This window comes from Streptomyces kanamyceticus, assembly GCF_008704495.1.
GTDB classification, from domain to species: Bacteria; Actinomycetota; Actinomycetes; order Streptomycetales; family Streptomycetaceae; genus Streptomyces; species Streptomyces kanamyceticus.
In genome coordinates, this window is sequence record NZ_CP023699.1 from 4,624,368 (window position 1) to 4,646,786 (window position 22,419).

The 22,419-nt window shown below is 73.5% G+C and carries 17 protein-coding genes and 2 pseudogenes; 10 read left to right on the plus strand and 9 right to left on the minus strand.

The window, feature by feature from the left end; genetic code table 11:
- The first annotated feature begins 315 nt into the window (after positions 1–315).
- Entirely contained in the window at positions 316–1,434 is a 1,119-nt protein-coding gene (locus tag CP970_RS19340; RefSeq protein WP_055553701.1) for an rRNA adenine N-6-methyltransferase family protein, read from the plus strand.
- A 94-nt stretch (positions 1,435–1,528) separates the two neighbouring features.
- Positions 1,529–2,245: a response regulator gene (locus tag CP970_RS19345; protein ID WP_055553698.1), complete on the plus strand. Its 717-nt coding sequence runs from the start codon at positions 1,529–1,531 to the stop codon at positions 2,243–2,245.
- 33 nt (positions 2,246–2,278) lie between these two features.
- Here CP970_RS19345 and CP970_RS19350 read toward each other — a convergent pair whose 3' ends face one another.
- Both CP970_RS19350 and CP970_RS46215 read right to left on the minus strand, forming a co-directional pair.
- Complete coding sequence (locus CP970_RS19350) at positions 2,279–5,602, minus strand: ATP-binding protein (RefSeq protein ID WP_317987192.1); 3,324 nt, start codon at positions 5,600–5,602, stop codon at positions 2,279–2,281.
- A pseudogene (locus tag CP970_RS46215) lies at positions 5,591–6,364 on the minus strand (AfsR/SARP family transcriptional regulator); the annotation flags it as partial. The gene CP970_RS19350 and the pseudogene CP970_RS46215, both read right to left, overlap by 12 nt.
- A 172-nt stretch (positions 6,365–6,536) precedes the next feature.
- Between CP970_RS46215 and CP970_RS19360 the strand changes: the two are divergent.
- Positions 6,537–7,475 (plus strand): alpha/beta fold hydrolase, encoded by a 939-nt coding sequence (locus CP970_RS19360; protein WP_150493604.1) that lies wholly within the window; start codon positions 6,537–6,539, stop codon positions 7,473–7,475.
- Here CP970_RS19360 and CP970_RS19365 read toward each other — a convergent pair whose 3' ends face one another.
- Complete coding sequence (locus CP970_RS19365) at positions 7,476–8,927, minus strand: aminotransferase-like domain-containing protein (protein WP_055553696.1); 1,452 nt, start codon at positions 8,925–8,927, stop codon at positions 7,476–7,478.
- A gap of 90 nt (positions 8,928–9,017) precedes the next feature.
- Here CP970_RS19365 and CP970_RS19370 point away from each other — a divergent pair, with 90 nt between their 5' ends.
- Positions 9,018–9,908: an alpha/beta fold hydrolase gene (locus CP970_RS19370; protein WP_150493606.1), complete on the plus strand. Its 891-nt coding sequence runs from the start codon at positions 9,018–9,020 to the stop codon at positions 9,906–9,908.
- Positions 9,909–10,001: 93 nt separating this feature from the next.
- Here CP970_RS19370 and CP970_RS19375 read toward each other — a convergent pair whose 3' ends face one another.
- The 4 genes and pseudogenes from CP970_RS19375 to CP970_RS19385 form a co-directional block, all read right to left on the minus strand.
- The gene (locus CP970_RS19375; protein WP_055556771.1) at positions 10,002–10,496 is read right to left on the minus strand and encodes a DinB family protein; all 495 of its coding nucleotides are present in this window, start codon (positions 10,494–10,496) and stop codon (positions 10,002–10,004) included.
- A 40-nt stretch (positions 10,497–10,536) separates the two neighbouring features.
- Positions 10,537–11,310: an SDR family NAD(P)-dependent oxidoreductase gene (locus tag CP970_RS44240; protein WP_191095065.1), complete on the minus strand. Its 774-nt coding sequence runs from the start codon at positions 11,308–11,310 to the stop codon at positions 10,537–10,539.
- Positions 11,311–11,946: 636 nt separating this feature from the next.
- A pseudogene (locus CP970_RS45000) lies at positions 11,947–12,174 on the minus strand (hypothetical protein); the annotation flags it as partial.
- Complete coding sequence (locus CP970_RS19385; protein WP_150493609.1) at positions 12,110–12,745, minus strand: cupin domain-containing protein; 636 nt, start codon at positions 12,743–12,745, stop codon at positions 12,110–12,112. The gene CP970_RS19385 and the pseudogene CP970_RS45000, both read right to left, overlap by 65 nt.
- A gap of 118 nt (positions 12,746–12,863) precedes the next feature.
- On the opposite strand from CP970_RS19385, the gene CP970_RS19390 reads away from it, so the two are divergent.
- Positions 12,864–14,210, plus strand: coding sequence for a peptidoglycan-binding protein (locus CP970_RS19390; protein WP_150493611.1), 1,347 nt, complete (start codon positions 12,864–12,866; stop codon positions 14,208–14,210).
- 51 nt (positions 14,211–14,261) lie between these two features.
- Here CP970_RS19390 and CP970_RS19395 read toward each other — a convergent pair whose 3' ends face one another.
- Positions 14,262–15,131: an RNA polymerase sigma factor gene (locus CP970_RS19395; RefSeq protein ID WP_150493613.1), complete on the minus strand. Its 870-nt coding sequence runs from the start codon at positions 15,129–15,131 to the stop codon at positions 14,262–14,264.
- Positions 15,132–15,216: 85 nt separating this feature from the next.
- Complete coding sequence (locus CP970_RS19400) at positions 15,217–16,059, minus strand: response regulator (protein ID WP_224058533.1); 843 nt, start codon at positions 16,057–16,059, stop codon at positions 15,217–15,219.
- A gap of 106 nt (positions 16,060–16,165) precedes the next feature.
- Here CP970_RS19400 and CP970_RS19405 point away from each other — a divergent pair, with 106 nt between their 5' ends.
- The 5 genes from CP970_RS19405 to CP970_RS19425 all read left to right on the plus strand — a co-directional run bounded on the left by CP970_RS19405 (position 16,166) and on the right by CP970_RS19425 (position 22,354).
- Positions 16,166–17,401 (plus strand): sensor histidine kinase, encoded by a 1,236-nt coding sequence (locus CP970_RS19405; RefSeq protein WP_150493615.1) that lies wholly within the window; start codon positions 16,166–16,168, stop codon positions 17,399–17,401.
- 105 nt (positions 17,402–17,506) lie between these two features.
- A complete protein-coding gene (locus CP970_RS19410) occupies positions 17,507–18,100 on the plus strand; it encodes a sigma-70 family RNA polymerase sigma factor (protein WP_055556793.1) in 594 nt (197 codons plus the stop codon).
- A complete protein-coding gene (locus CP970_RS19415) occupies positions 18,097–18,870 on the plus strand; it encodes an anti-sigma factor (protein ID WP_055556795.1) in 774 nt (257 codons plus the stop codon). Before CP970_RS19410 ends, CP970_RS19415 begins: the two co-directional genes overlap by 4 nt.
- Before the next feature lie 47 nt (positions 18,871–18,917).
- A complete protein-coding gene (locus CP970_RS19420) occupies positions 18,918–20,288 on the plus strand; it encodes a cryptochrome/photolyase family protein (RefSeq protein WP_224058535.1) in 1,371 nt (456 codons plus the stop codon).
- A gap of 77 nt (positions 20,289–20,365) precedes the next feature.
- Positions 20,366–22,354, plus strand: coding sequence for a molybdopterin-dependent oxidoreductase (locus CP970_RS19425; RefSeq protein ID WP_224058538.1), 1,989 nt, complete (start codon positions 20,366–20,368; stop codon positions 22,352–22,354).
- Positions 22,355–22,419: the final 65 nt, after the last annotated feature.

Below are 22,419 nucleotides of genomic sequence, written 5' to 3' on the forward strand. Positions count from 1 at the left end.
GGCCGCGAAGAGGCAAGACAGGAAGAGGTAACTCCACTGCCGGTCCGGCCCTTCCCTCACCCATGACGGGTGAACGCTGAGCCGTCAGCGACCGGACCGGCCCCACGGGTTCGAGTGATCTACAACCGAAAGGGAAACCGATGATGAAGATCTATGAGGCCAACGGCGGAGACGGATTGCCTGGCGAGCCCGCACCCCCGCCGCCCCCGCCCACCCCGGACGGTGGTCCCGGCGTCCCCAACCCGCCCAAGGGATGACCTTGTGACCGACGCACACCAGGAGCGCCCCAGCCGTAGCGAGCTGGGGCGTGCCCTCATGGCTGGCGGTGCCCTCTCCACGGATTGGGTTCCCTCGTTTGCTGCGGTGCCCCGTTCCTCATTCCTTCCGGATCTCATGTGGCCATTCGACATGAAAACGGGGCGCAGCGTTTTCGTTTCGCGGACGGACGATCCGGAACTCTGGCACGGGTACGCAGAATCTGACGTTCCCGTCGTCACACAGTGGGACGACGGCAAGCACACCGGTACCGAACCAGGGGAGGTATCAACATCTTCGGCTTCCATGCCGTCCGTCGTGTTCCGGATGCTCAGTGACCTAGACGTACGACCCGGCAACCATGTCTTGGAAATCGGCACGGGCACCGGATGGAACGCCGCTTTGCTGGCCCACCGGCTGAGGCCGGAGAACGTCGTCACGGTGGAACTGGATTCCGTTGTCGCGGCGGAAGCACGTACGGCACTCAACCTGTTCGGCCTCTCCGCCCTGGTCATCAATCGCGACGGGCTCAAGGGCTACCCGGAAGGAGGGCCGTACGACAGGATCATCGCTACATGTGGCTTCCGGTCCATCCCGTTCGCGTGGGTTGAACAGAGCCGCCCCGGCGCGGTCATTGTGGCTCCGTGGGGGACTCACTATGACAACGCTGACGCCGTAGCCCGGCTGGTGGTCGCGGACGACGGAGAGAGCGCCACAGGCCCCTTTACGGGGCCGGTCGAGTTCATGAAGGCGCGAGCACAACGCCTTTCGCCCGTCGTACACGCGGAGTACGTGACCGACAACGTGGCCGACCGCACCAAATCGTCCACCACGATCACGGAAGACGAATTCATAGGGGAACAGTTCAGCCCTCAGCGGTTCGCCATGGGTCTCAAGCTCCGGGACTGCGTCCACGTCGTGGCCGACAAGCGCGACGGCAAGCGGCCCGTGTGGCTCTACGGACTCACCGACCGATCATGGGCGTGCGTCGTGTTCCGAGACGGCGACGAAGCGCAGGTGTGGCAATCCGGACCCCGCCAACTGTGGGACGAAGCCGAATCGGCATACCGATGGTGGACGGAGAAGGGCAAGCCCGGATACCAGCGCTTCGGCCTCACCGTTACGGCGAACGGGCAAAGCGCATGGGTCGATGACCCTGCCGACCGCTGGCCGGTCTGAGACCGTGAAGGAAGCCCGTCCGTGTGCTGCCCCGTGGCGCGTGGGCGGGGCTTCTCCACGCGCTGTACCTGCGCGTCAGCCGTAGCCTGAGCCCATGGACGAGATGCCCCAGGACCAGCGCCCCGTAAGATGTGTAAGAGTCCTCCTCGCCGACGACGAGGAGATGATCCGGCACGGCGTCCGCATGATCCTCCAGCACGCCGACGGCATCGAGGTCGTCGGCGAGGCGGTGAACGGCGCCGAAGCGGTCACGCTCGCCGCCGAGCTGCGCCCCGACGTCGCCCTCGTCGACATCCGGATGCCCGTGCTCGACGGGCTCGCGGCGATCGGCCCGCTGATCGCGCTCGACCCGAGGCCGCAGGTCGTCATGCTCACCACGTTCGGCGACGAGGAGAACGTGACGCGCGCCCTGCAAGCGGGCGCGGGCGGCTTCCTGCTCAAGGACGAGGGCCCCGACGAGCTGATCCGCTCGGTGCGGGCGGCGGCGGCCGGTGACGCGGTGCTCTCGCCCGGCGTGACGGGGACGGTCATCAGGCGGATGCTCCAGGGCGGCGCCGCGGCCGCGCCCACGGGCCCCGGGGCCGCCGCGGGCCCGGCATCGGCGGAGGACCGCGTCGCCTCCCTCACCGACCGCGAACGCGAGGTGCTCGCCATGCTCGGGGCCGGTCTGCCGAACCTGGAGATCGGACTGCGGCTCGGCATCGGCGTGGGCACGGTCAAGACGCACGTGGCCGCGATCCTGGAGAAGACGGACAGCGACAGCAGGGTGCAGGCAGCGCTGCTCGCGCACCGGGCGGGACTGGCTTCCTGACATACAGGGACGGCTAGGGGCGACTGGGGAAGGTCAGCGGTCGCGGAGGCGGGACTCCAGGGCCCGGGCCCGCTCGTGGTGCCGTGCCGCGTCCGTGGCCCTGCCGAGGGCGGCGGCGAGGTCACCCGCGTACCGGTCCACGGGCCCGAAGCTGACGAGACCGCTCCCGGCCCCGGCCAACTCCCCACAGGCCGGAAGGAGTTGACGATAGAGCCGCTCCATGAGGACAGGATCGTCACCGGCGGCGACGGCGGCCCTGGCGTGTAGGCAGAGGCGGGCTTCGAGGAGGAGGTCGGGAGCGGAGGGCGGCAGGGCGGTGAGGTCGGCGGGTCGGCACCAGGGTTCGTACGGCCCGAAGCACCCCTCCTCGAAGCCCGCGCCCGGTTCACCACTATCTGGTCGCCCCCGCAAGCTCAGCAGGGCGAGCGGCAGCAGCCCCTCCGCCAGCCCGGTCATGCCCGTCTCCGGGAGACGCGCCGCCGCGGCGGCGTACGCGGCACGCGCCTCCTCCGTACGCCCGGACACGGCCTGCTTCAGTGCGGCGTACCACTCGGTGAACACCCCGACGAGGGGCAGGTCGTACCGCTCGGCGAGCCGGTCGGCGGCGACGGCGTGCGCGTCGGCGTCACCGAACTCGGCGCGTGCGCAGTGCGCCTGAAGGCACATCAGATGCCCGAGCACGTGAAAGGCGACGAGGGATCCATGACCGCGCCCGCCCCCGGCGAAGTCCACCAACTCCTCCCCAATACGCAGCCGTTCGGCGGATCGACCGGCCCGCTCGAAGCTGTGCATGAAGCGGGCGTTGAGGGCGAAGGCGAGGAGCACCGGGTCGTGACCGGGGCCGGGACCGGAGCCGGGGCCGGACCCGAGGCCGCGGGCGAGCGCCTCCGCCTCGGCGGCCGCCTCGCGCCCGCGCGGTCCGGCGGAGCCGCGCAGTTCCATGGCGATGGTGGCGAGCAGTCGGCAGCGCGTGGCGCCGTCGTCGCCGGGGAGCGCGAGGAGCGTGCGCTCGGCGGCGTCGACGATGCGGCGGGAGAGCGCTTCGTCGTCGTTGCGGGTCCAGTTGCCGGGGACGTCGAAGGCGCCGATGACGCGGGCCGTCAGCTCGGGGTCGCCGAGGCGTTCGGCGTCGGCGAGGGCGTCGGAGCGGTGCCGCCTGGCCTCGGCGAGGCCGCCGGTGAGGGCGAGGGCGCGGACGAGCCCCGTGACGAGCCCGAGCCGCTCGCGCGCGCGTTCGCCCCCGAGCCGGTCGTGGGCGTCGAGCGCCGCCCGCCACAGGCGGGCCGCGCGGTGCGGGGCCGCGTCGTGTTCGGCGCGGCGCGCGGCGAGGCGGGCGTGGTGGACGGCGCGGGCGGCGGTCGCCCGGGTGCCCGCGCGGAGGTAGTGGTCGGCGAGCGCGTCGGCGTCGTGCGGGCGCAGCGTCTCGATGGCCTCGGCGACGGCGGTGTGCCAACGGGCGCGGCGGGCGCGGGAGATGTCCGCGTACAGCGTCTCGCGGACGAGCGCGTGGGCGAACCGCACGCGGTCCGGGCCGAGTTCGTCGAGGAAGCCGTGGTGCAGTGCCGTCTCGACGGCGTGGACGACCGCGTCCTCGCCGCCGCCCGCGAGCGGGATCAGGAGGTCGAGATCCACCTCGGGCCCGATGACGGCGGCCTGCCGCAGCACGGTCCGCGCCCCGTCGTCGAGCGCGCCGAGCCGGTGCCGGATGACGTCGCGTACGCCGATGGGGACGCCGGAGAGCGCGGCGCGGCCGTCCGTGGCGCAGAGGCGGGCCAGTTCGCGTACGAAGAAGGGGTTGCCGCCGCTGCGGGCGTGCACGGCGCGGACGGCGTCGGCGGTCACGTCGGGTCCGGCGACGGTGCGGACGAGCGTGGCCACGTCGTCCTCGCCGAGCCCGCCGAGGACGACCCGCACGGGTTCGGCGCGCGCCACCCGCCCGAGGAACGCGCGCAGCCGCGCGGGCACGTCGGTCTCCCGACAGGTCCCGACGACGAGCACGCCCGCCGAGGCGCCCGCCGACGCGGGTGAGCCGAGGCTCTCCAGACACTCCAGCGTCTCGTCGTCGGCCCACTGCAGGTCGTCGAGCACGATGAGCAGGGGTTGACGCTCTCGTACGACGACGCCGCGAAGGAGCTCCCCGAGGGCGCGACGGCGCTGGAAACGGGCGTCGGGGGCGGGGACCTCCCCGACATCGGCCCCGGCATCGCCCCCACCGGGCCACGGCCCCGCCGCCAGCTCAGCCAGGATCGTGGCCCAGGGCCACGCGGCCGGTACGCCCCCGTGTTCCGGGCACCGCCCCCACGCCGTGCCCCAGCCACGGCCCGCGAGCCGCGCCGTCAACTGCTCGACCAGGGCGGTCTTCCCCGCGCCTGCTTCGCCGGAGACCAGGACGAGGCCGGGGGGCGTGGCGGGTCCCGTGTGGGTGGCGTGCCTGACGGCCTCGTCGTGCCCGGGGTGTCCGGCGAGCCGGGCGTGCCCGGCGTGGCCCGCAAGCTCGGCAGCGTCGTCGAGCCCCGCATGCCCCGCACGCCCGGCGGCCTCGTCGAGCCCCGCATGCCCCGCACGCCCGGCGGCCTCGTCGAGCCCCGCATGCCCCGCACGCCCGGCGACCGCGTCGAGCCCCGCATGCCCCGCACGCCCGGCGACCGCGTCGAGACCCGCATGCCCCGCACGCCCGGCGACCGCGTCGAGCCCCGCATGCCCCGCACGCCCGGCGACCGCGTCGAGACCCGCATGCCCCGCACGCCCGGCGACCGCGTCGAGACCCGCATGCCCCGCACGCCCGGCGAGCCCCACCTGCCCCGCAGCCTCGTCGTGCCCTGCCTGCCCCGCGAACCCAGAGTGCCTCGCGGCCTCGTCAAGCCCCGCATGCCCCACGAACCCGGAGTGCCCGGCAGCCTCATCGAGCCCTGCCTGCCCGACCTGCCCGACCTGCCCGACCTGCCCGACCTGCCCCGCGAGCCTGGAGCGCCCCGCGAGCCCCACCTGCCCCGCGACCTCTTCGAGGACCGCCAGTTCCCGCTCCCGCCCGACGAAGCCCTGAGGGGTCACCACCCGCTGTTCGGCCGGGGCCGTCTTCCCCGCGCCCGCTTCGCCGGGCGCCAGGACGAGCCCGGCGTGCCCAACGAGCCCCGCCTGCCTCGCAGCTTCGTCGTGCCCCGCGTGCCCCGCGTGCCCCACGAACCCGGAGCGCCCCATGAACCCGGCGAGCCCCGCCTGCTCGGAGTGCCCCGCCTGCCCGGCGTACCCGGCGAACCCGGCGTACCCAGCCGGCCCCGAGACCTCCTCAAGGCCCCCAAGCCCCCGCCCGGCGAAACCTTCGGGAATCCCCACCCGCGCCACAGCAGGCCCAGGCATCAGCAACCCCGGATCCTGCTCCAGCACCCCCGCCTCAAGCCGTCGCAGTTCGGGCCCGGGGTCCACCCCGAGTTCCGTGACCAGGATGCGGCGGGCGCGGCGCAGGGCGGCGAGGGCGTCGCCCTGGCGGCCCGCTCGGTAGAGCGCGAGGGCCAGCAGGCGCCAGGACTCCTCGCGCCACGGGTGCTCCACGACCTGCGCCTCCAGGTCGGGGACCACGTCGTCGGTGAGGCCGAGCGCCAGCGCCCCCGCCGCGCGGCGTTCCACGGCGAGCAGCCGCAGGCCGTCCAGGCGCGCGGCCTCCGCCCGCGCCCAGTCCGCACCGGCCCACTCGACGTACGCGGGCCCCCGCCACAGCGCGAGCGCCGCGTCGACGCACCGTACGGCGGGCGCGGGGCGCCCCGCGTCGAGGAGTTCGCCCGCGCCGCGCACCGCCGACTCGAACCGCCAGGCGTCGACCGCGTCGGGCGCGGGGCGCAGCGCGTAGCCGGTGCCCTCGGTGACGAGGAGGCGGGCGGGCGCGCGCGGCGGCCTGTCGGGTTCGAGGGCGCGGCGCAGCGTCGAGACGAACGTCCTGATCGTGCCGACGGCCCTCGGCGGCGGATCCTCCCAGAGGTCGTCGACCAGCCACTCCAGAGGGACGACCTTGCCGCGCGCGATCAGCAGCCTGGCCAGTACGGCCCGGTGCATCGGCCCCTTGAGGCCCAGCGCCCGCCCGTCCCCGCCCCGCGCCCCCACGGTCCCGAGCACGGTGAACGCCACCGCCTGCTCCTGCGACGGCCGGGCGGAGCCCCCTGCTTGCTGCGGCACTCCGTCAACGTACCCGCTCGGCGGGGTGCGCCGAGCCGCCACGGGGCCGTCCCTGGGCCCCGCGGAGCACCACCGCTGAGCCGCCGCTGATCCACCGCTGATCCACCCGGCGCACCCTCTCCGTATGCACCGAGAGAACACCACCGAGGCCAGCCCCGTCCCCACCCCCGCCCCCCACATCGACGGATTCGCCTACCACCGCGTCGACGTCGACCCCGCCGACGGCGGTGTCGCGCTCAACGCCGCCGTCGGCGGCCCCCGCACCGGCACCCCCGTCGTCCTGCTGCACGGCTTCCCCCAGACCCACCTGATGTGGCGCCACGTGGCGGCCGAGCTCGCCGTCGACCACCCCGTCATCTGCCCCGACCTGCGCGGTTACGGCGCCAGCGACAAGCCGCCCGCCCTCTCCGACGCGACGTACTCCAAGCGCACGATGGCCGCCGACGTCGTCGCGCTCGCCCGTGCGCTCGGCCACGAGCGGTTCGCGCTCGTCGGGCACGACCGCGGCGCGCTCGTCGCGATCAGGGCGGCCCTCGACCATCCGGCCGCGATCACGCACCTCGCCTCCCTCGACGTGCTGCCGACGCCCGACATGTGGGAGGTCATGCACGGCGCGTCCGCCGCGGTCGGCTTCCACCTGTATCTGATGGCGCAGCCGCCCGGCCTGCCGGAGCGGATGATCGAGGCGTCGGCGGACGCGTTCTTCGGCCACTTCCTCGACATCTGGACGCGCGATCCCGCGGCCGTCCCCGACGACGTCAGGGCCGCCTACCTCAAGGCGTCGCGCGAGGCCGTGCCCTCGATCGTCGCCGACTACCGCGCGTCGGCGACCGTCGACCTCGAACACGACACCGCCGACCGCCGCGCGGGCCGCACTCTCGCCATGCCGGTCACGGTGCTCCAGCAGGACTGGGGCGCCGCGCTCGGTTTCGACGCCGCCGCGCGCTGGCGGGCCTGGGCGCCCCGCCTGACGCACCGCACCGTGTCGTGCGGCCACTTCATGGCGGAGGAGGACCCGGCCGGGGTCACGGAGGCACTGCGCGCGCTGCTGGCGACCGACTGATCACCCGGCCGCCACCTCCGCCACCTCCGCCAGCACCTCCAGCGCCTCCCCGAGCGCCTCCATCGGCGGGGAGGCGAGACCGATCCGTACGGCGTCCGGGGCGAGATGCCCGCCCGCCGCGAACGCCGCGCCGGGCGTGACGGCGACACCACGCGCGGCCGCCGCCGCGACGAACGGCTCGGCCCGCCACCGCGACGGCAGGTCCCACCAGCAGTAGTACGCACCGGGATCGGTACGGACCCGGCCGCCCGCGCGGACCCGGCCCGCCGCGTCGACCCCGAGCCGCTCCCGCAGGATCCGCTGGCGCGCGGCCGCGTCGGCACGCTTGGCTTCGGTGACCGCCGCGACGGTCCCGTCGCGGACCCACCGCACGGCCGCCTCCAGGTTGAAGGCCGGTGCCGTCCAGGCCCCGGACCGCAGACCGTCCGTGAGAACGTCGACGAGCTCCGCGGGCGCGGCCAGCATGCCGACGGTGAGGCCCGGGGCGAGCCGCTTGGAGAGGCTGTCGACGAGCACGGTCCGCTCGGGCGCGTACGCGGCGAGCGGCGCGAGCGGCGCGGGCACACCAGCCGCACCCGGCCCATCAGCCGCACCCGGCCCATCAGCAGTACCCGGCCCATCGGGCACGAGGAACCCCCACGTGGCGTCCTCGACGGCGACGATCCCGTACTCCCGTATAACGGCGGCCAGTTGGGCCCTGCGCCCCTCCCTCGCGGTCACGGACAGCGGATTCTGCAGGGTCGGCTGTACGTAGACGGCGCTGAGCGGAGCGCTCCGGTGGGCCTCGGCGAGCGCCTCGGGGACCATGCCCTGTTCGTCCACGGCGACCGGCACGAGCCGTACGCCGATCCGCTCGGCGATGGACTTCACCAGCGGATACGTCAGTTCCTCGACACCGGCGCGGCCGCCGGGACCGCAGAGCGAGGAGAGCGCGGCGGCGATGGCCTGGCGGCCGTTGCCCGCGAAGAGCAGCCGCTCGGGCTCCGGCCGCCACCCGGCGCGGGCGAGCACGTCGGCCGCGGCCTCGCGCGCCCGAGGGGTACCGGCGGGCGCGGCGGTCCGGGTGGCGTCGAGCAGTACGTCGGGCCTGAGGAGCGGGGCGAGTCCCTTGCTCATCAGCTCCGACTGCCCTGGTGTCACTGGGTAGTTGAGTTCGAGGTTCACAGTGCCGGGGTCGGGCGGCCCGGACGCGGCGGCCGCCGCGCGCTCGGTGAGGGCGGCGCCCCCGGCGTGCGGAGCGGTGGCCCGTACGAACGTGCCGCGGCCCACCTCGCCGACGACGAGTCCGCGCCGCGTCAGCTCTCCGTACACGCGGATGGCGGTGGAGTTGGCGATGCCCCGCGCCCGCGCGAAGGCCCGCTGCGTGGGCAGCCGCTCGCCCGGCCGCAGCGCCCCGCTCCCGATCTCCGCCGCCACCTCGTCCGCGACCCGCCGGAACTCGTCCCGCCGCACCCGCCACCCCGTTTCCCCTGGTCAGCCCACATTGCACCGAGAGCAAAGATCCTATTGCACCGCCAACTCCGCCCGGCCTAGCCTCCCTCCATGGCAACCGCACACGTCAACGGCGTCACCATCGGCTACGACGACGACGGCCCGACCAAAACCCCCGCCACACCGGCACGGACACCGACACCGACGCCCACACCCGCACTCGCCCCCACCCCGGCCCCGGCCCCGACCCCCACCCTCGTCCTCATCCACGGCCACCCCTTCGACCGCTCCATGTGGACACCGCAGCGCCGCGCGTTCGCCGCCACGCACCGCGTCATCGCGCCCGACCTGCGCGGCTACGGCGAGTCGACGGTCGTCCCCGGCACCACCCCGCTCGGCACGTTCGCCGAGGACATCGCGGCGCTCCTCGACCACCTGGGCGTACGGGAGTTCGCACTCGGCGGGCTCTCCATGGGCGGCCAGATCGTCATGGAGTGCTACCGCAGGTTCCCCGACCGCGTCACCGGACTGCTCCTCGCCGACACGTTCCCCGCGGCGGAGACGCCGGAGGGCAAGGCACACCGCAACGCCATGGCGGACCGGCTGCTCGCCGAGGGCATGCGGGGGTACGCGGACGAGGTCCTGGACAGGATGGCCGCCCCGTACAACCCCGAGGCCGCGGCCCACGTGCACCGCATGATGCTGGCCGCGCCACCCGAGGGAGCCGCGGCGGCGCTGCGCGGGCGGGCCGAACGCCCGGACTACCGCGACCTGTTGACCCGGGTCACGGTCCCCTCCCTCGTGGTCGTGGGCCGCGACGACACGTACACGCCGGTCGCCGACGCGGAGGCCATGCACGCCGCGCTCCCCGACTCCGCGCTGCGGGTCGTCGAGTCGGCCGCGCACCTGCCGAACCTGGAGCGTCCCGCCGAGTTCGACGCGGCGGTCGGCGGGTGGCTCGACCGGGTCGCGTCGGCTTCGGGGGTATCGGCCAGAAACTAGCTGATCGATTCCACGGGGTTTGGTGGTCGTAGGCGGCCGGGGCCGACACGACCGGTCGGTGGGCGCGGTCGCGCCTGGTTCACCGGGGCCGCATCACCGCCCGGTCGAGCCGTCGATCTGCTCGCGCAGGATGTCCGCGTGACCGGCGTGCCGGGCAGTCTCCTCGATCATGTGGACCAGCACCCAGCGCATCGACGGCGGCGGGGTCTCGCGCAGCGAGCGGGCGCCTGGGCGGTCCAAGTCGGTGCAGGCGAGGGCAACCTCGTTGGCCCGGGCGACCGCCTCGCGATAGGCGTCCGCCAAGCCCGAAGCGGTGTCGTCGGCGGACACCACGGCCTCGTCCTCCCAGGTCTCGCGGTCGGCCCCCGCGTAGGCCCAGACGAACCAGTTGAGCTCGACGGCCGTCAGGTGCTTGAGCAGTTGGAGCAGGCTGGTCCCGGAAGGGACACCGGCCGTGCGGACCGCCGGCTCCGGGACACCGGCCGCCTTCGCGAGGACGGACTCGCGCAGGTAGTCCAGGAAGGTCAACAACGTGGTCTTCTCGTCGGCGTTCAGACCCGGGGGCCGAAGATCCGGGCGGGGCTCCATAGTCGTCATGCCGGAACCGTAGATGATCGGTTCAAGCCGTCTACCAGGTGGGCCGCGCCCCCACCCCGCCGTCCACGACGAGGTCGGTCCCGGTGATCCAGGACGCCGCGTCCGAGGCGAGGAACACGCAGGCGTCGCCGATGTCCTCGGGCCGCCCGAGCCTGCCGAGCGGCGCCGCGCGGCCCCACCGGGCCACGCCGTCCGGCCAGTCATCGGCGAGGCCGGGACGGTCGACGAGGCCGGGCGAGACGCTGTTGACGCGGATGCCGAGGGGCCCGTACTCCAGGGCGGCGGAGCGGGCGAACATGATGAGGGCGGCCTTGGACGCGCTGTAGTGCGCGTGGCCGGGGGCGGGGTGGGAGCCCTCGATCGACGCGATGTGCGTGATCGAACCGCCGCCGTCCTGGCGGGACATGAGCTCCGCGGCGGCCTGCGTGCAGCTGAACGCACTCGTCGTGTTCGCCTCCGCCAGCGCGCGCCAATCGGCGGCGGTCATGCCGGGAAGCGCCTGCACCGGCTGGATCCCGGCACAGTTCACCACCGCGTCAAGCCGCCCCCGCCACGCCCAGGCCACCCGCACAAGCCGCCAACACTCGGCCTCGCCCCCACCATCGACCCCACCCCGCCCGACGGCAACACCACTCCCCACCACCCCAACCAACTCACGATCCGCACCCACAGAATCCGCGCCCACGGCGCCAGCCCTCTCACCGCCCGCACCCTCTCCCCCCGCGAATTCCGCCCGCCCGACGACAACACCACTCCCCACCGCTCCAACCGGCTCACGATCCGCACCCACAGAATCCGCACCCACGGCGCCAGCCCTCTCACCGCCCGCACCCTCTCCCCCCGCGAATTCCGCCCGCCCGACGACAAGACCACTCCCCACCGCTCCAACCGGCTCACGATCCGCACCCACAGAATCCGCGCCCACGGCGCCAGCCCTCTCACCGCCCGCACCCTCTCCCCCCGCGAATTCCGCCCGCCCGACGACAACGCCACTCCCCACCGCTCCAACCGGCTCACGATCCGCACCCACAGAATCCGCGCCCACGGCGCCAGCCCTCTCACCGCCCGCACCCTCTCCCCCCACGAATTCCGCCCGCCCGACGACAACACCACTCCCCACCGCTCCGCCCCGCTCACCATCAGGCGCCCCCTCCGCCTCCACCGCCCCCACGACGGCTCCACCCCCACCCCTCAAGCCACCCGTGCCTGCCTCACCACGTTCGCCATTCGCACCCGCCGAATCCGCCCCTACGGCGGCTCCGCCCTCGCGCTCCAAGCCACCCGCATCTCCCACACCACACCCACCAGCCGCACCCCCCGGCCCCTCCAGCCCCGCCCCCTCGTACCCCGAGCCACCCCCACCAGCCGCGCCCCCCGCCCCCGTCAGATCCGCCCGCACGGCGATGGCCGCGCCGCCCGCCGCTCGGATCCGTTCCACCACGTTCTCCGCGGCCGCCGCACCACCGCGGTAGTGCACCACCACCGCCGCGCCCGCCTGCGCGAACCGGCGGGCGATCCCCGCGCCGATGGTGCCGCTCGCCCCGGTCACCAGGACGACCCGGCCCGTCAGTCGGGGCAATGACGCATCGAGGCCCCACGTCGGCTCACTCACCATCGGCTCCATCGGCTCCATCTGCTCCATCAGTTCCATCGGCTCCATCAGTTCCATCGGCTCCGGGCATCCGCAGCCGTCCGTCCGCACGGCACAGGGCCCCGATGAGGTCCGCCCGCCCCGGGTGGCGCGCGGTCAGCTCCGCGGGGTCGCCGCCCTCGTAGTCCTGGGGCAGGAAACCGGGTGCCATCGTCGTGCCGAAGAGCGCCCACCCGTGGCGTCCGCCCGCCGCGACCCGCGCGCCCATCCACGTCCCCGCGGGGACCACGAACTGCACCTGTCCCCCCGCGCCGAGCAGCGCGACCCGGTCCGTCCCGTCGGGCGCGAGCAGGAGCATTTCCAGCGCGTCGCCGTCGTAGAAGTGCCAGACCTCGTCGGTCGGCAGCCGGTGCAGCGCCGAGAAGTCGCCGGGGTCCCTGGTCAGCAGCGCGATGATCGCCGTCCCGGCCGGGCGCCCCTCGGCGTCGGGCGGCCCGGCCCAGATCTGGCGGAAGAGCCCGCCCTCCACGGGCAGGGGCCGCAGCCCATGCCGCGCGATCACGTCCTCAACTGCCTCCGACTCCGGCGGACCCGACCGCTCAGGCGGACGCGACTGCTCAGGCGGTTCGGAGGGCGTGGTTTCGACCATGTTCGATCGCTCCCCGCCCCAAGACCGTCATAACCGCCCCCGTCACCACTCCTGTCCATGAAGGGGTCGTTTCCACCCCTTCATCCGTTCTTCCGGTTTCGAACCCATGGAGGGTGATGTGAGTACTCCGGTCTTCGAGGACATATCCGCCGCGCGCGACTGCCCCTGCCCGGGCTGCGCGCACGAGCGGCTCGAACTCCGCACGGCGGGCGCTTCCCGGGCCAGTACGCGCGCCGCGGCCGTCGTGGCGCTCGGCGCGGTCCTGACCGGGACGGGCGCGGGCGCCGCGCACGCCCTGGAGCTGCCCGCCTTCGCCACGCAGGACACGACCCCGCCGGGGCAGGGCGCACCGGGCCCGCTCTTCGGCCAGCCCGCGACCACGGCCACAGCCACGGCCACGACCGCAGCCACCGCCACACGCACCGCGTCCGCACCCATGCGCCTGACCCGGAGCCAGATCATGGCGCGCGCCCAGACCTGGGTGGACGCCCGCGTCTCGTACAGCATGGGCGCGTACTACCAGGGCTACCGCAAGGACTGCTCGGGCTATGTGTCCATGGCCTGGGGCCTCGGCAGCAACCAGTGGACGGGCAGCCTCGCCGCGTACGCCGTACGGATCGGCAAGAGCCAGCTCAAGCCCGGCGACATGCTGCTCTTCCACAACCCGTCGAACCCGAGCGCCGGTTCACACGTGACGATCTTCGGCGGCTGGACGGACTCGTCGAAGACCCGGTACGTGGCGTACGAGCAGACGCGACCGCACACGCTGAAGCGGACCACGCCGTACGCGTACTGGAAGCACTCCGGCGGCTACGTGCCCTACCGCTACAAGTACGTCGTGGAAGGCGGCGGTTCGAACGGAGGTACAGGCGGCGGCTCGTCCGGCACCGCCTTCCCCGGCGCGTCCTCCTTCCGCCCCGGAGCCGTCAACAGCCACGTCACCGAACTCGGCAAGATGCTGACCAAGCGGGGCGGCGGCAAGTTCTACCGGGAGGGTCCGGGCCCCCGCTGGACGGACGCGGACCGCAGGGCGACACGTGCGTTCCAGGAGGCGCAGGGGTGGCGGGGCGCCGAGGCGGACGGCATCCCGGGGCCCGCGACCTGGCGCTACCTGGTGCAGGGCAAGGGGAAGAACATCGGCGGGGGATCCGGGGGATCCGGGGGATCCGGGGGATCCGGGAGCGGCACCGGCGGTTCCGGCGGCTCGGGTGGCAGCGGAAGCTCCGCCACCGCCTTCCCCGGCAAGCAGCACTTCCGGCCGGGACAGTCCAACGCCCACATCACCAAGCTGGGCAGGCAACTGGTGAAGAAGGGCTACGGCAAGCACTACACGCAGGGTCCGGGCCCGCGCTGGTCCGAGTCCGACCGGCGCAACGTGGAGGCGTTCCAGCGGGCGCAGGGCTGGCGGGGCGCGGCCGCGGACGGCTACCCGGGCCCCGAGACGTGGCGCAGACTCTTCCGCTGATCCGGCTGATCTCGCTGATCCGGCTGATCCCGCTGATCCCGCTGATCCCGTTCATCCGGCCGTGCCGGACCCGGCGGTGCGACGGACGACGCCCGCGGCCACCCGGCCGCCGGGCGCCGCCCGCACCCCCTCCCCCCGCACCCGCTGCGGCAGCCCCGCGTTGACGTCCCGCAGCTGCCGCCCGCCCTCGCGACACGCGGCGCACCGATGCAGATGCGAGGAGACGGCCGCCGTGTGGCGCCGCACGGAGCGCCCCCGCAGAGATGCCACGACGCGGTCCATGACATCGGCGCATTCCGCGTCGGCGGGGCTCACATGGCGTCGCAGATATCCGGCCCGCAACGCCTCTTTGGCCCGGTAGACGAGCGAGGAAGCGGCCGAAGAGGCGATGCCGAGCCGCTCACCGATCTGCCCCGCGCCCTTTTCCTCAAGGACGAGGAGCCGTACGGCGATTCGGCGTTGCTCGGAAAGCCCGAGAAACGCCTCCCGCGCGCACGCCACGTCGAAGTAAGCGGTGACCCGACAACCGTTCTCCGACGCCGGAAGATCGGGCAATTCGGCGACGGGGAGTTCCCTGTGCCGCCGTGCCGCTGTCCGGGCAGCAGCCCTCCGCACGGAAACCCGCAGATATCCGGGAACGTTGCCGACGGGACCGCGCCCGCCGCGCAACGCCTGGAAAAGCCCGAGCATCGCCTCGGAAACGGCGTCCTCGGCATCGGCCGCACTTCCGCGCGTACAGCCGATGGCACACTGCCGCGCCATCGCCACATGCCGTTCCCACAGCACGTGGAATGCCCGCGGATCTCCGGCACGGACCTGCTCGCACAGCTCCGCGTCCTCGACGTAAGCGACGTCCTTGACGTACGCGAAGTCCTCGACGTAAGCGACACCTTCGGCCGCCCCGAAACTCTCGACGTGCACGAACTGGCCTTTCGGTGGTGCGGAATGCGCTGAGATTCAGCGTTCCGCGCACCGTCAGTAAGGTTGCGCCACCAAAGTGGACACTTCACACCAAAGGTAGACAACTGCTGGCACTTTCGCCCCGGTCGACCGCGCGATCGGTGGCGCCACCGATCGCCCCGTCGACTGACCCGTCAACCGAAAGCCCCAGCTCATACGCCAGAATCGCCGCCTGCGTCCGGTTGTCGAGGCCCAGACGGCGCAGGATCCGCGACACGTACGTCTTCACGCTGGTCAGCGAGAGGTGCAGCGCCCCGGCTATCTCCTTGTTGCTCATCCCCGCGCCGACCAGGGCGAGCACCTTCACCTCGCCCGTGCCGAACGAGGCGACTTTCGCGGCGAGTTCCGCGACCTCGGGAAGCCGCGCACGCGGCGCGGGCCGTGAAATCAGTCGCTTCATGACGGAGTACGAGAGAACGCTCGCGCCCGCGGCGACGGAACGCACGGACGAGATGATTTCACGCGGCGATGACGTCTTCAGGAGAAGTCCCGACGCACCGGCCTCGAATGCGGCGACGACCGTCTCCGCCGAGTCGTGGTTGGTCAGGACGAGCACCCGTGCGGAAGGCGTGGCTCGGGTCAGTTGAATCGTCACGTCAATTCCGCCGACACCGGGCATGCGCAGATCGAGGAGTACGACGTCGGGGGCGAGTTCACGCGCCATGCTCACCGCCTCGGCACCGTCGCTCGCCTCCCCCACGACCACCATGTCGTCGGCCGCGCCGAGCAGCGCGCGCAGGCCCGCGCGGATCACCGGCTGGTCATCGGCGACGAGTACGCGAACCGCGTTCATTCCTGCCCTAATTGCAGCGCCGGTGATCGTGTCATGCGCTTGATAATAACGGGACGAGCCGTCAACTCCGGCTTGCGGCTCAGGACTTTCGCCCATTACGAATGACGGTCGCGAGAAGGTAAAATCCTTTACCGGGAACGGTGTACAGCGCGACGAGCCGGGTGAACGACGTGACAGGCAGACAGAAAGACAGGCCGCACTCTTGAGAGGCGCGACCCGTCGGGCCACCGAGCGAGCCACCCGCGCATGGGCGTCACGAACGCCCGCCGAGCGCGCCGCGATCACCGATGTGTCGATCGCGTCCGCCGTCCTCCTGCCGTCCCTCATCGCCCTGCCCGCGGGCGGATCGCACCTGCTCGGGCTGCGGTTCGCGACGCTGCTGCTCGCCGGGATCCTGCTGGTGGCGCGCCGCCGCGTGCCCTGGCTCGCGCTGCTCGCGGCCTCCGTCGCCACCCTGCTCGACTACTCGTCGCGGCTCACGATGATGGCCGCGTCGTACTCCGTAGCCGTCTACCAGCGCCGGTTCCGGGCCGCCGTCCTGCTGCTGCCCGTACTGCTCGGCATCCTGTACTCCCTGGACGTACCGCCCGACGACCGGCTCGACCTGGACGGGCTCGTCGCCTTCACCGCGGACGTCCTGCTGCCCGCGCTGACCGGTCTCGCCGTGCGTCGGCAGCGCAGCTACGGGCGTGCCGTGCGGCGCGGCAACCGCATCGTCGACGGGCTCATCGAGGGCACCGCCGACCTCGCCGTCGAACGCGAACGGGCGCGCCTGGCCAGGGATCTGCACGACGGCATCGGACACCAGCTCAGCATCGCCACCCTCTACGCGGGCGTACTCGAACAACGAGCCGCGGGCGACGCACGCCTGACCGCTCCCGCCCGCACCGTGCAGGACGCCTGCGCGGGCGCCGCGCGACAGCTCTCCGGGATGCTCGGCGTGCTGCGCGGCCAGGGCGGCACGGCCGAGCGGACCGACCCGCGCGGATCCATCGCGGAGCTGGTCCACTCGCTGCGCGCGGCCGGCGTCGACGTGCGCTTCCCCGAGGCGCGGGAACCCGCGGTCCTGCTGCCCCAGGAGACGGCGCTCACCGTCTTCCGCATCGCCCAGGAAGCCCTGACCAACGCCCTCAAACACGCACCGGGCGCCCGCGTCGACGTGACACTCGACGAGGGCGCGGTGCCACCCGAGGCGGACGGCACCGGCGCCACCCTGACCCTCCACGTGGTCAACGGTCCGGCCCGCCACCCCCGCTGGGGCGCCCCGTCCAGCGGCCTCGGCCTGCGCGGCATGCGCGAGCGCGCGCGGGCCTGCGGGGCGACACTCGCCACGGGTCCGCTCCCGGAGGGCGGCTTCGCGATACGACTCGACGTACCGATTCCGGGACCAATCCGCGGGCTCCCCGGCTCCGAATCAAGGGGAGAAACGGTGAACTGACGGCCGCGCGCCCGCGCGTCCGCCGCTCCTCGCCGCTCCCCGCCACTCGACGAGAAGGGCCGCGCACATGGTCGGCAAGCCCCGCACGCTCGACGGGCACCCCCGGTGAGACCGACGGAGCGCGCGCACGCCGCCGCCCCGCCCCCGCCCTCGCGGTCCGGCCTCGACGAGCACCTGCTGGACGTGGCGCGGGGCGACCAGGACGCCTTCACCCGGGTCTACGACGCGGTGAGCGGCCCGGTCTTCGGCCTGGTCCGCAACGTACTGCGCGACCCGGCCCAGTCCGAGGAGGTCACCCAGGAGGTGCTCGTCGAGGTCTGGCGGACCGCGGCCCGCTTCCGGCCCGACAAGGGCAGCGCCATGACGTGGGTGATGACCCTGGCGCACCGCCGCGCGGTGGACCGCGTGCGTTCGGCCCAGGCCGCGGCGGAGCGCGAGCACAAGGCCGCGCTGCTCGCGGAGATGCCCGCGTACGACGAGGTGACCGAGAGGGTCGAGACGCGCCTGGAACAGCAGCGCGTGCGGCGCTGCCTGAGCGCGCTCACCAAGCTCCAGCGGGAGTCGGTCACCCTCGCCTACTACCGCGGCCTCACCTACAGCGAGGTGGCCCAGCTCCTGGCCCTGCCGCTCGGTACCGTCAAGACCCGCCTGCGCGACGGCCTGATCCGGCTGCGCGACTGCCTGGGGGTGAGCGCGTGACCACCGCCGACCTGCACACGGCGACCGGCGCGTACGTCCTGCACGCGCTCGCCCCCGCCGAACGCGCCGCCTTCGAGCGCCATCTGGCCGCCTGCGCCGCCTGCGCCCAGGAGGTGCGCGAACTGGCCGCCACCGCGGCGCGGCTCGGCCTCGCCGTCCCCGCGACGCCCCCGCCCCAGCTGCGGGAACAGGTGCTGCGGCAGATCACCACGGTCCGCCAGGAACCGCCCAGGGTGCCCGCGCCGCCGCGCGTCCGCGCCTGGTCCTGGTCCTGGCGCGCGTCGCGCCGCGCGTCGCGGCTCGTGCTCGCCGCCTGTCTCGCCGCGGCCGCGGCCTTCGGCGGCGTCGCGGTCTGGCAGCACCAGTCGGCCGAGGACGCGCGGACCGAGGCACGCCGGGCCGAGCGGCAGGCCGAGCAGCGGGCCGCCGAGCTGGCCGCGGTGCTCGCCGCGCCCGACGCGCGGACCGTCACCGCGAAGCTGGCCGACGGCGCGCGGGCCACGGTGGTGGTCTCCGAGGAACGCGACCGCGCGGCGTTCCTCGCCTCCGCGCTGCCGGACCTGCCGACGGGCAAGGTGTACCAACTGTGGTTCGACGACGAGGGGAAGATGCGCTCCGCCGGTCTGCTGACGGACTCCGGCGGCACGAACGCCGTGCTCATGGAGGGCGCGGTGGACGACGCGTCCGGAATGGGCGTCACCGTCGAGCCCTCGGGCGGCTCACCCGCCCCGACGACACCCCCGATCGGCCTGATGAAGTTCCCCACCTGACACCCCCCACCCTGATCTGCCCCCTCGCCGCTTCCAGGAGCACGGAATTGCGATCCCCCGTATCGATCTGCCTGTTCACCGCTGACCTGCGTCTGCACGACAACCCCGTACTGCGGGCCGCGCTGGGGGACGCCGACGAGGTCGTCCCGCTGTTCGTCCTGGACGAGGGGATCGCGGCCGCGGGTTTCGACGCGCCCAACCGGCGCGCGTTCCTCGCCGACTGCCTGGCCGACCTCGACGCCGGGCTGCGCGAGCGCGGCGGGCGGCTCGTGCTGCGGTCCGGCGCCGTCGCGGAGGAGGTCGCCGCGGTGGTCTCGCGCACCGGGGCCCGTGCGGTGCACGTGGCGGCGGGGACCAGTGCGTACGCGCGACGGCGCGAGGAACGACTGCGCAAGGAGCTCACCGCGCTGGGCGCCGCCCTGCACGTCCACGAAGCGGTGATCACCGCGGTCCCGCCGGGCGCCGAAGTCCCGCAGGACCGCGACCACTTCGCGGTCTTCACGCCCTACTTCAGGCGCTGGCGGAACACGGCCATGCGGCCGGTCGTCGCGGCGCCCCGTTCGGTGGCCGTCCCCGAGGGCGTCGGTGGGCAGGAGCTCCCGGCGCGCGCGTCGGTGGCCGGGGTGTCGCCGGGGCTCGCGGCGGGCGGCGAGAGCGAGGCCCGCCGCCGGACGACGTCGTGGCTGCGCGGCTCCTTGTCCGAGTACGCCGACCAGCAGTCGGACCTGGCCGCCGACGCCACCTCGCACCTCTCCTCGCACCTCCACTTCGGCACGCTCTCCGCCACGGAACTGATCCAGCGGGCGGGCCGGTCGCCCGGGGAGGGAAGCGAGGCATTCGTACGACAGTTGGCCTGGCGGGACTTCAACCACCAGTTGCTCGCGGCCCGTCCGCAGGTTGCGCACGCCGACTACCGCACGCGGCACGACCGTTGGCGCCACGACGAGGAGGAGGCCGCGGCGTGGCGCGAGGGGCGCACCGGTTACCCGGTGATCGACGCGGCGATGCGCCAGCTGCGGCACGAGGGCTGGCTGCCGGGCCGGGCCCGGATGCTGGTGGCGAGCTTCTTCACCAAGACCCTCTACCTGGACTGGCGGACCGGCGCCGCGCACTTCCTCGACCTGCTGGCCGACGGCGACGTGGCCAACAACCAACTCAACTGGCAGTGGGTGGCGGGCACCGGCACGGACACCCGCCCCAACCGTGTGCTCAACCCCGTCATCCAGGCGAAGCGCCACGACCCGGCAGGCGATTACGTACGCCGCTGGGTCCCGGAGCTGGCCGCCCTGGAAGGACCGGCGATCCACGAACCGTGGAAGCTCCAGGGCCTGGACCGGGCCGGCATCGACTACCCGGACCCGCTGGTGGAACTCCCCGACGGTCTGGCCAGATTCAAGCAGGCCCGCAACCTGGCGTGACGCACGTGCCAGGAGTGCCGATTGATCCGATCGAGTGAACGACCAAGCCGGACGCCACGCCGCTTCGAATCAAGGGTGTGAGCACACGACGAGACACCGCGATCCGCGCCACGCCGGCCGCACTGGCCGCACTGGCCGCACTCGGCGGCCTGGTGTCCGGCTACGCGGCCCTGGCGGTCGCGGAACTCGTCTCGGTGGCGGTCCGGCCGGAGGCGGGCCCGGTCACCGCGGTCGGCGGCGCGGTCATCGACCGCACACCGGCCCCCGTGAAGGACTGGGCGATCCGCCACTTCGGCGAGGACGACAAGCTGGTCCTCCAACTGGGCATCCTCGCCACACTGGCCCTCCTCGCCGCGGCAGCGGGCCTCCTCGCCCTCCGCCACCACCGCACCGCGTCCCTCGCCGTCCTGCTCTTCGGCGCGGTGGGCGCCCTGGCCGCGACGACCCGCGCGGACTCCACGTCCGCACTGGACGCACTGCCGTCCCTCGCCGGAGCGACAACGGGAGCGGCAACCCTGTACTTCCTCACCACCTGCCTGCCCCCTAGCCCCCCAAAACCGAACACCACCCTCACACCCGCACCCCAGGCACCGCCAGACACCACCCCCACACCCGCACCCCAAACACCGCCCGACACCACCCCCACACCCGCACCCCAAACACCGCCCGACACCACCCCCACACCCGCGCCCCAAACACCGCCCGACACCACCCTCCCGCCCTCGTCCCAGGCACCGGACCGGGACCGGGACCGGGCCCGCACATCGCCGCCCGACCACGCCTCGGCCCTCGCCCAAGACGCAGACCCCGACCGAACACCGGGCCGGGGCCGAGACGGGGACCGGGACGGAGACCGGGACGGAGACCGAGACGGAGACCGAGACCAGGGCAAGGACCAGGCCCCGGACCAAGACCGAGCACCCACCCCCACCCCGACCCCCACCCACACCCACACCCCGACCCCCACCACCCACACCCCCACCCGCCGAACCTTCCTCCTGGCCACCGCAGGCGCCGCCGCCCTCTCCACCGGCGCCTGGCTGGTCGGACGGCGGCTGAAGGCCGGTAACGCCGCCGAGGCCGAGGCGTCCCGGGACGCGATCCGGCTCCCCGCGCCCACCTCCCCCGCACCCGCCCTGCCACGCGGCGTCGACCTGAAGCTGCCGGAGCTCACGCCCTACACCACGCCCAACGACCGCTTCTACCGCGTCGACACCGCCATCGACGTGCCCCGACTGGACGCGGGCGGCTGGCAGCTGCGCATCCACGGCAAGGGCGTCGACCGCGAACTGAGCCTGGACTTCCAGGACTTGCTCCGCAGGGACCTCGTCGAGCGGGACATCACCATGACCTGCGTGTCGAACGAGGTCGGCGGCCCCTACGTCGGCTCCGCGCGCTGGCTGGGCGTACGGCTGGCGGACCTCCTCAAGGAGGCCGGGGTGCGTCCGCCGTCCGACGGCGGACCCGCGGACCAGCTGGTGGCGCGGTCGGTGGACGGCATGACGATCGGCACCCCGGTGGAGACCGTCATGGACGGCCGCGACGCCCTGCTCGCCGTCGGCATGAACGGCGAACCGCTCCCCTTCGAGCACGGCTTCCCCGTCCGCATGCTCGTCCCCGGCCTGTACGGCTACGTCTCCGCCTGCAAGTGGATCGAGGACATCGAACTCACCACCTTCGACGCGTACGACCCCTACTGGGTCAAGCGCGACTGGGCCCGCGAGGCGCCCATCAAGACGCAGTCCCGTATCGACACTCCCAAGCCCTTCGCCCGCCCCGCCGCAGGCCGCGTCACGGTCGCCGGAGTCGCGTGGGCCCAGCACAAGGGCATCGCGCGCGTCGAGGTCAGCGTCGACGACGGCCCCTGGCAGGAGGCCCGCCTCGCCGCCGAGGGCCCCCTGGACACCTGGCGCCAGTGGAGCTGGCAGTGGCCCGCCGAACCCGGCTCCCACACGCTCCACGTCCGCGCCACCGACCGCACAGGCACCACACAGACCGCGGAACGCACCCGCACGATCCCGGACGGCGCCTCAGGCAGGCACTCGGTGGTGGTCACCGTGACCTGACCCAAGAGCCCCCGAAAAACACCACCCACCCCACCCCCAACACCCCCATCCCCAAGGAGAACGAC

Coding starts and splice junctions, on each gene's coding strand:
- CP970_RS19340 (WP_055553701.1), top strand. CDS start 316: ATGGCTGGCGGTGCCCTCTCCACGGATTGGGTTCCCTCGTTTGCTGCG.
- CP970_RS19345 (WP_055553698.1), top strand. CDS start 1,529: ATGGACGAGATGCCCCAGGACCAGCGCCCCGTAAGATGTGTAAGAGTC.
- CP970_RS19350 (WP_317987192.1), bottom strand. CDS start 5,602: ATGCCTGGGCCTGCTGTGGCGCGGGTGGGGATTCCCGAAGGTTTCGCC.
- CP970_RS19360 (WP_150493604.1), top strand. CDS start 6,537: ATGCACCGAGAGAACACCACCGAGGCCAGCCCCGTCCCCACCCCCGCC.
- CP970_RS19370 (WP_150493606.1), top strand. CDS start 9,018: ATGGCAACCGCACACGTCAACGGCGTCACCATCGGCTACGACGACGAC.
- CP970_RS19375 (WP_055556771.1), bottom strand. CDS start 10,496: ATGGAGCCCCGCCCGGATCTTCGGCCCCCGGGTCTGAACGCCGACGAG.
- CP970_RS19385 (WP_150493609.1), bottom strand. CDS start 12,745: ATGGTCGAAACCACGCCCTCCGAACCGCCTGAGCAGTCGCGTCCGCCT.
- CP970_RS19400 (WP_224058533.1), bottom strand. CDS start 16,059: ATGGGCGAAAGTCCTGAGCCGCAAGCCGGAGTTGACGGCTCGTCCCGT.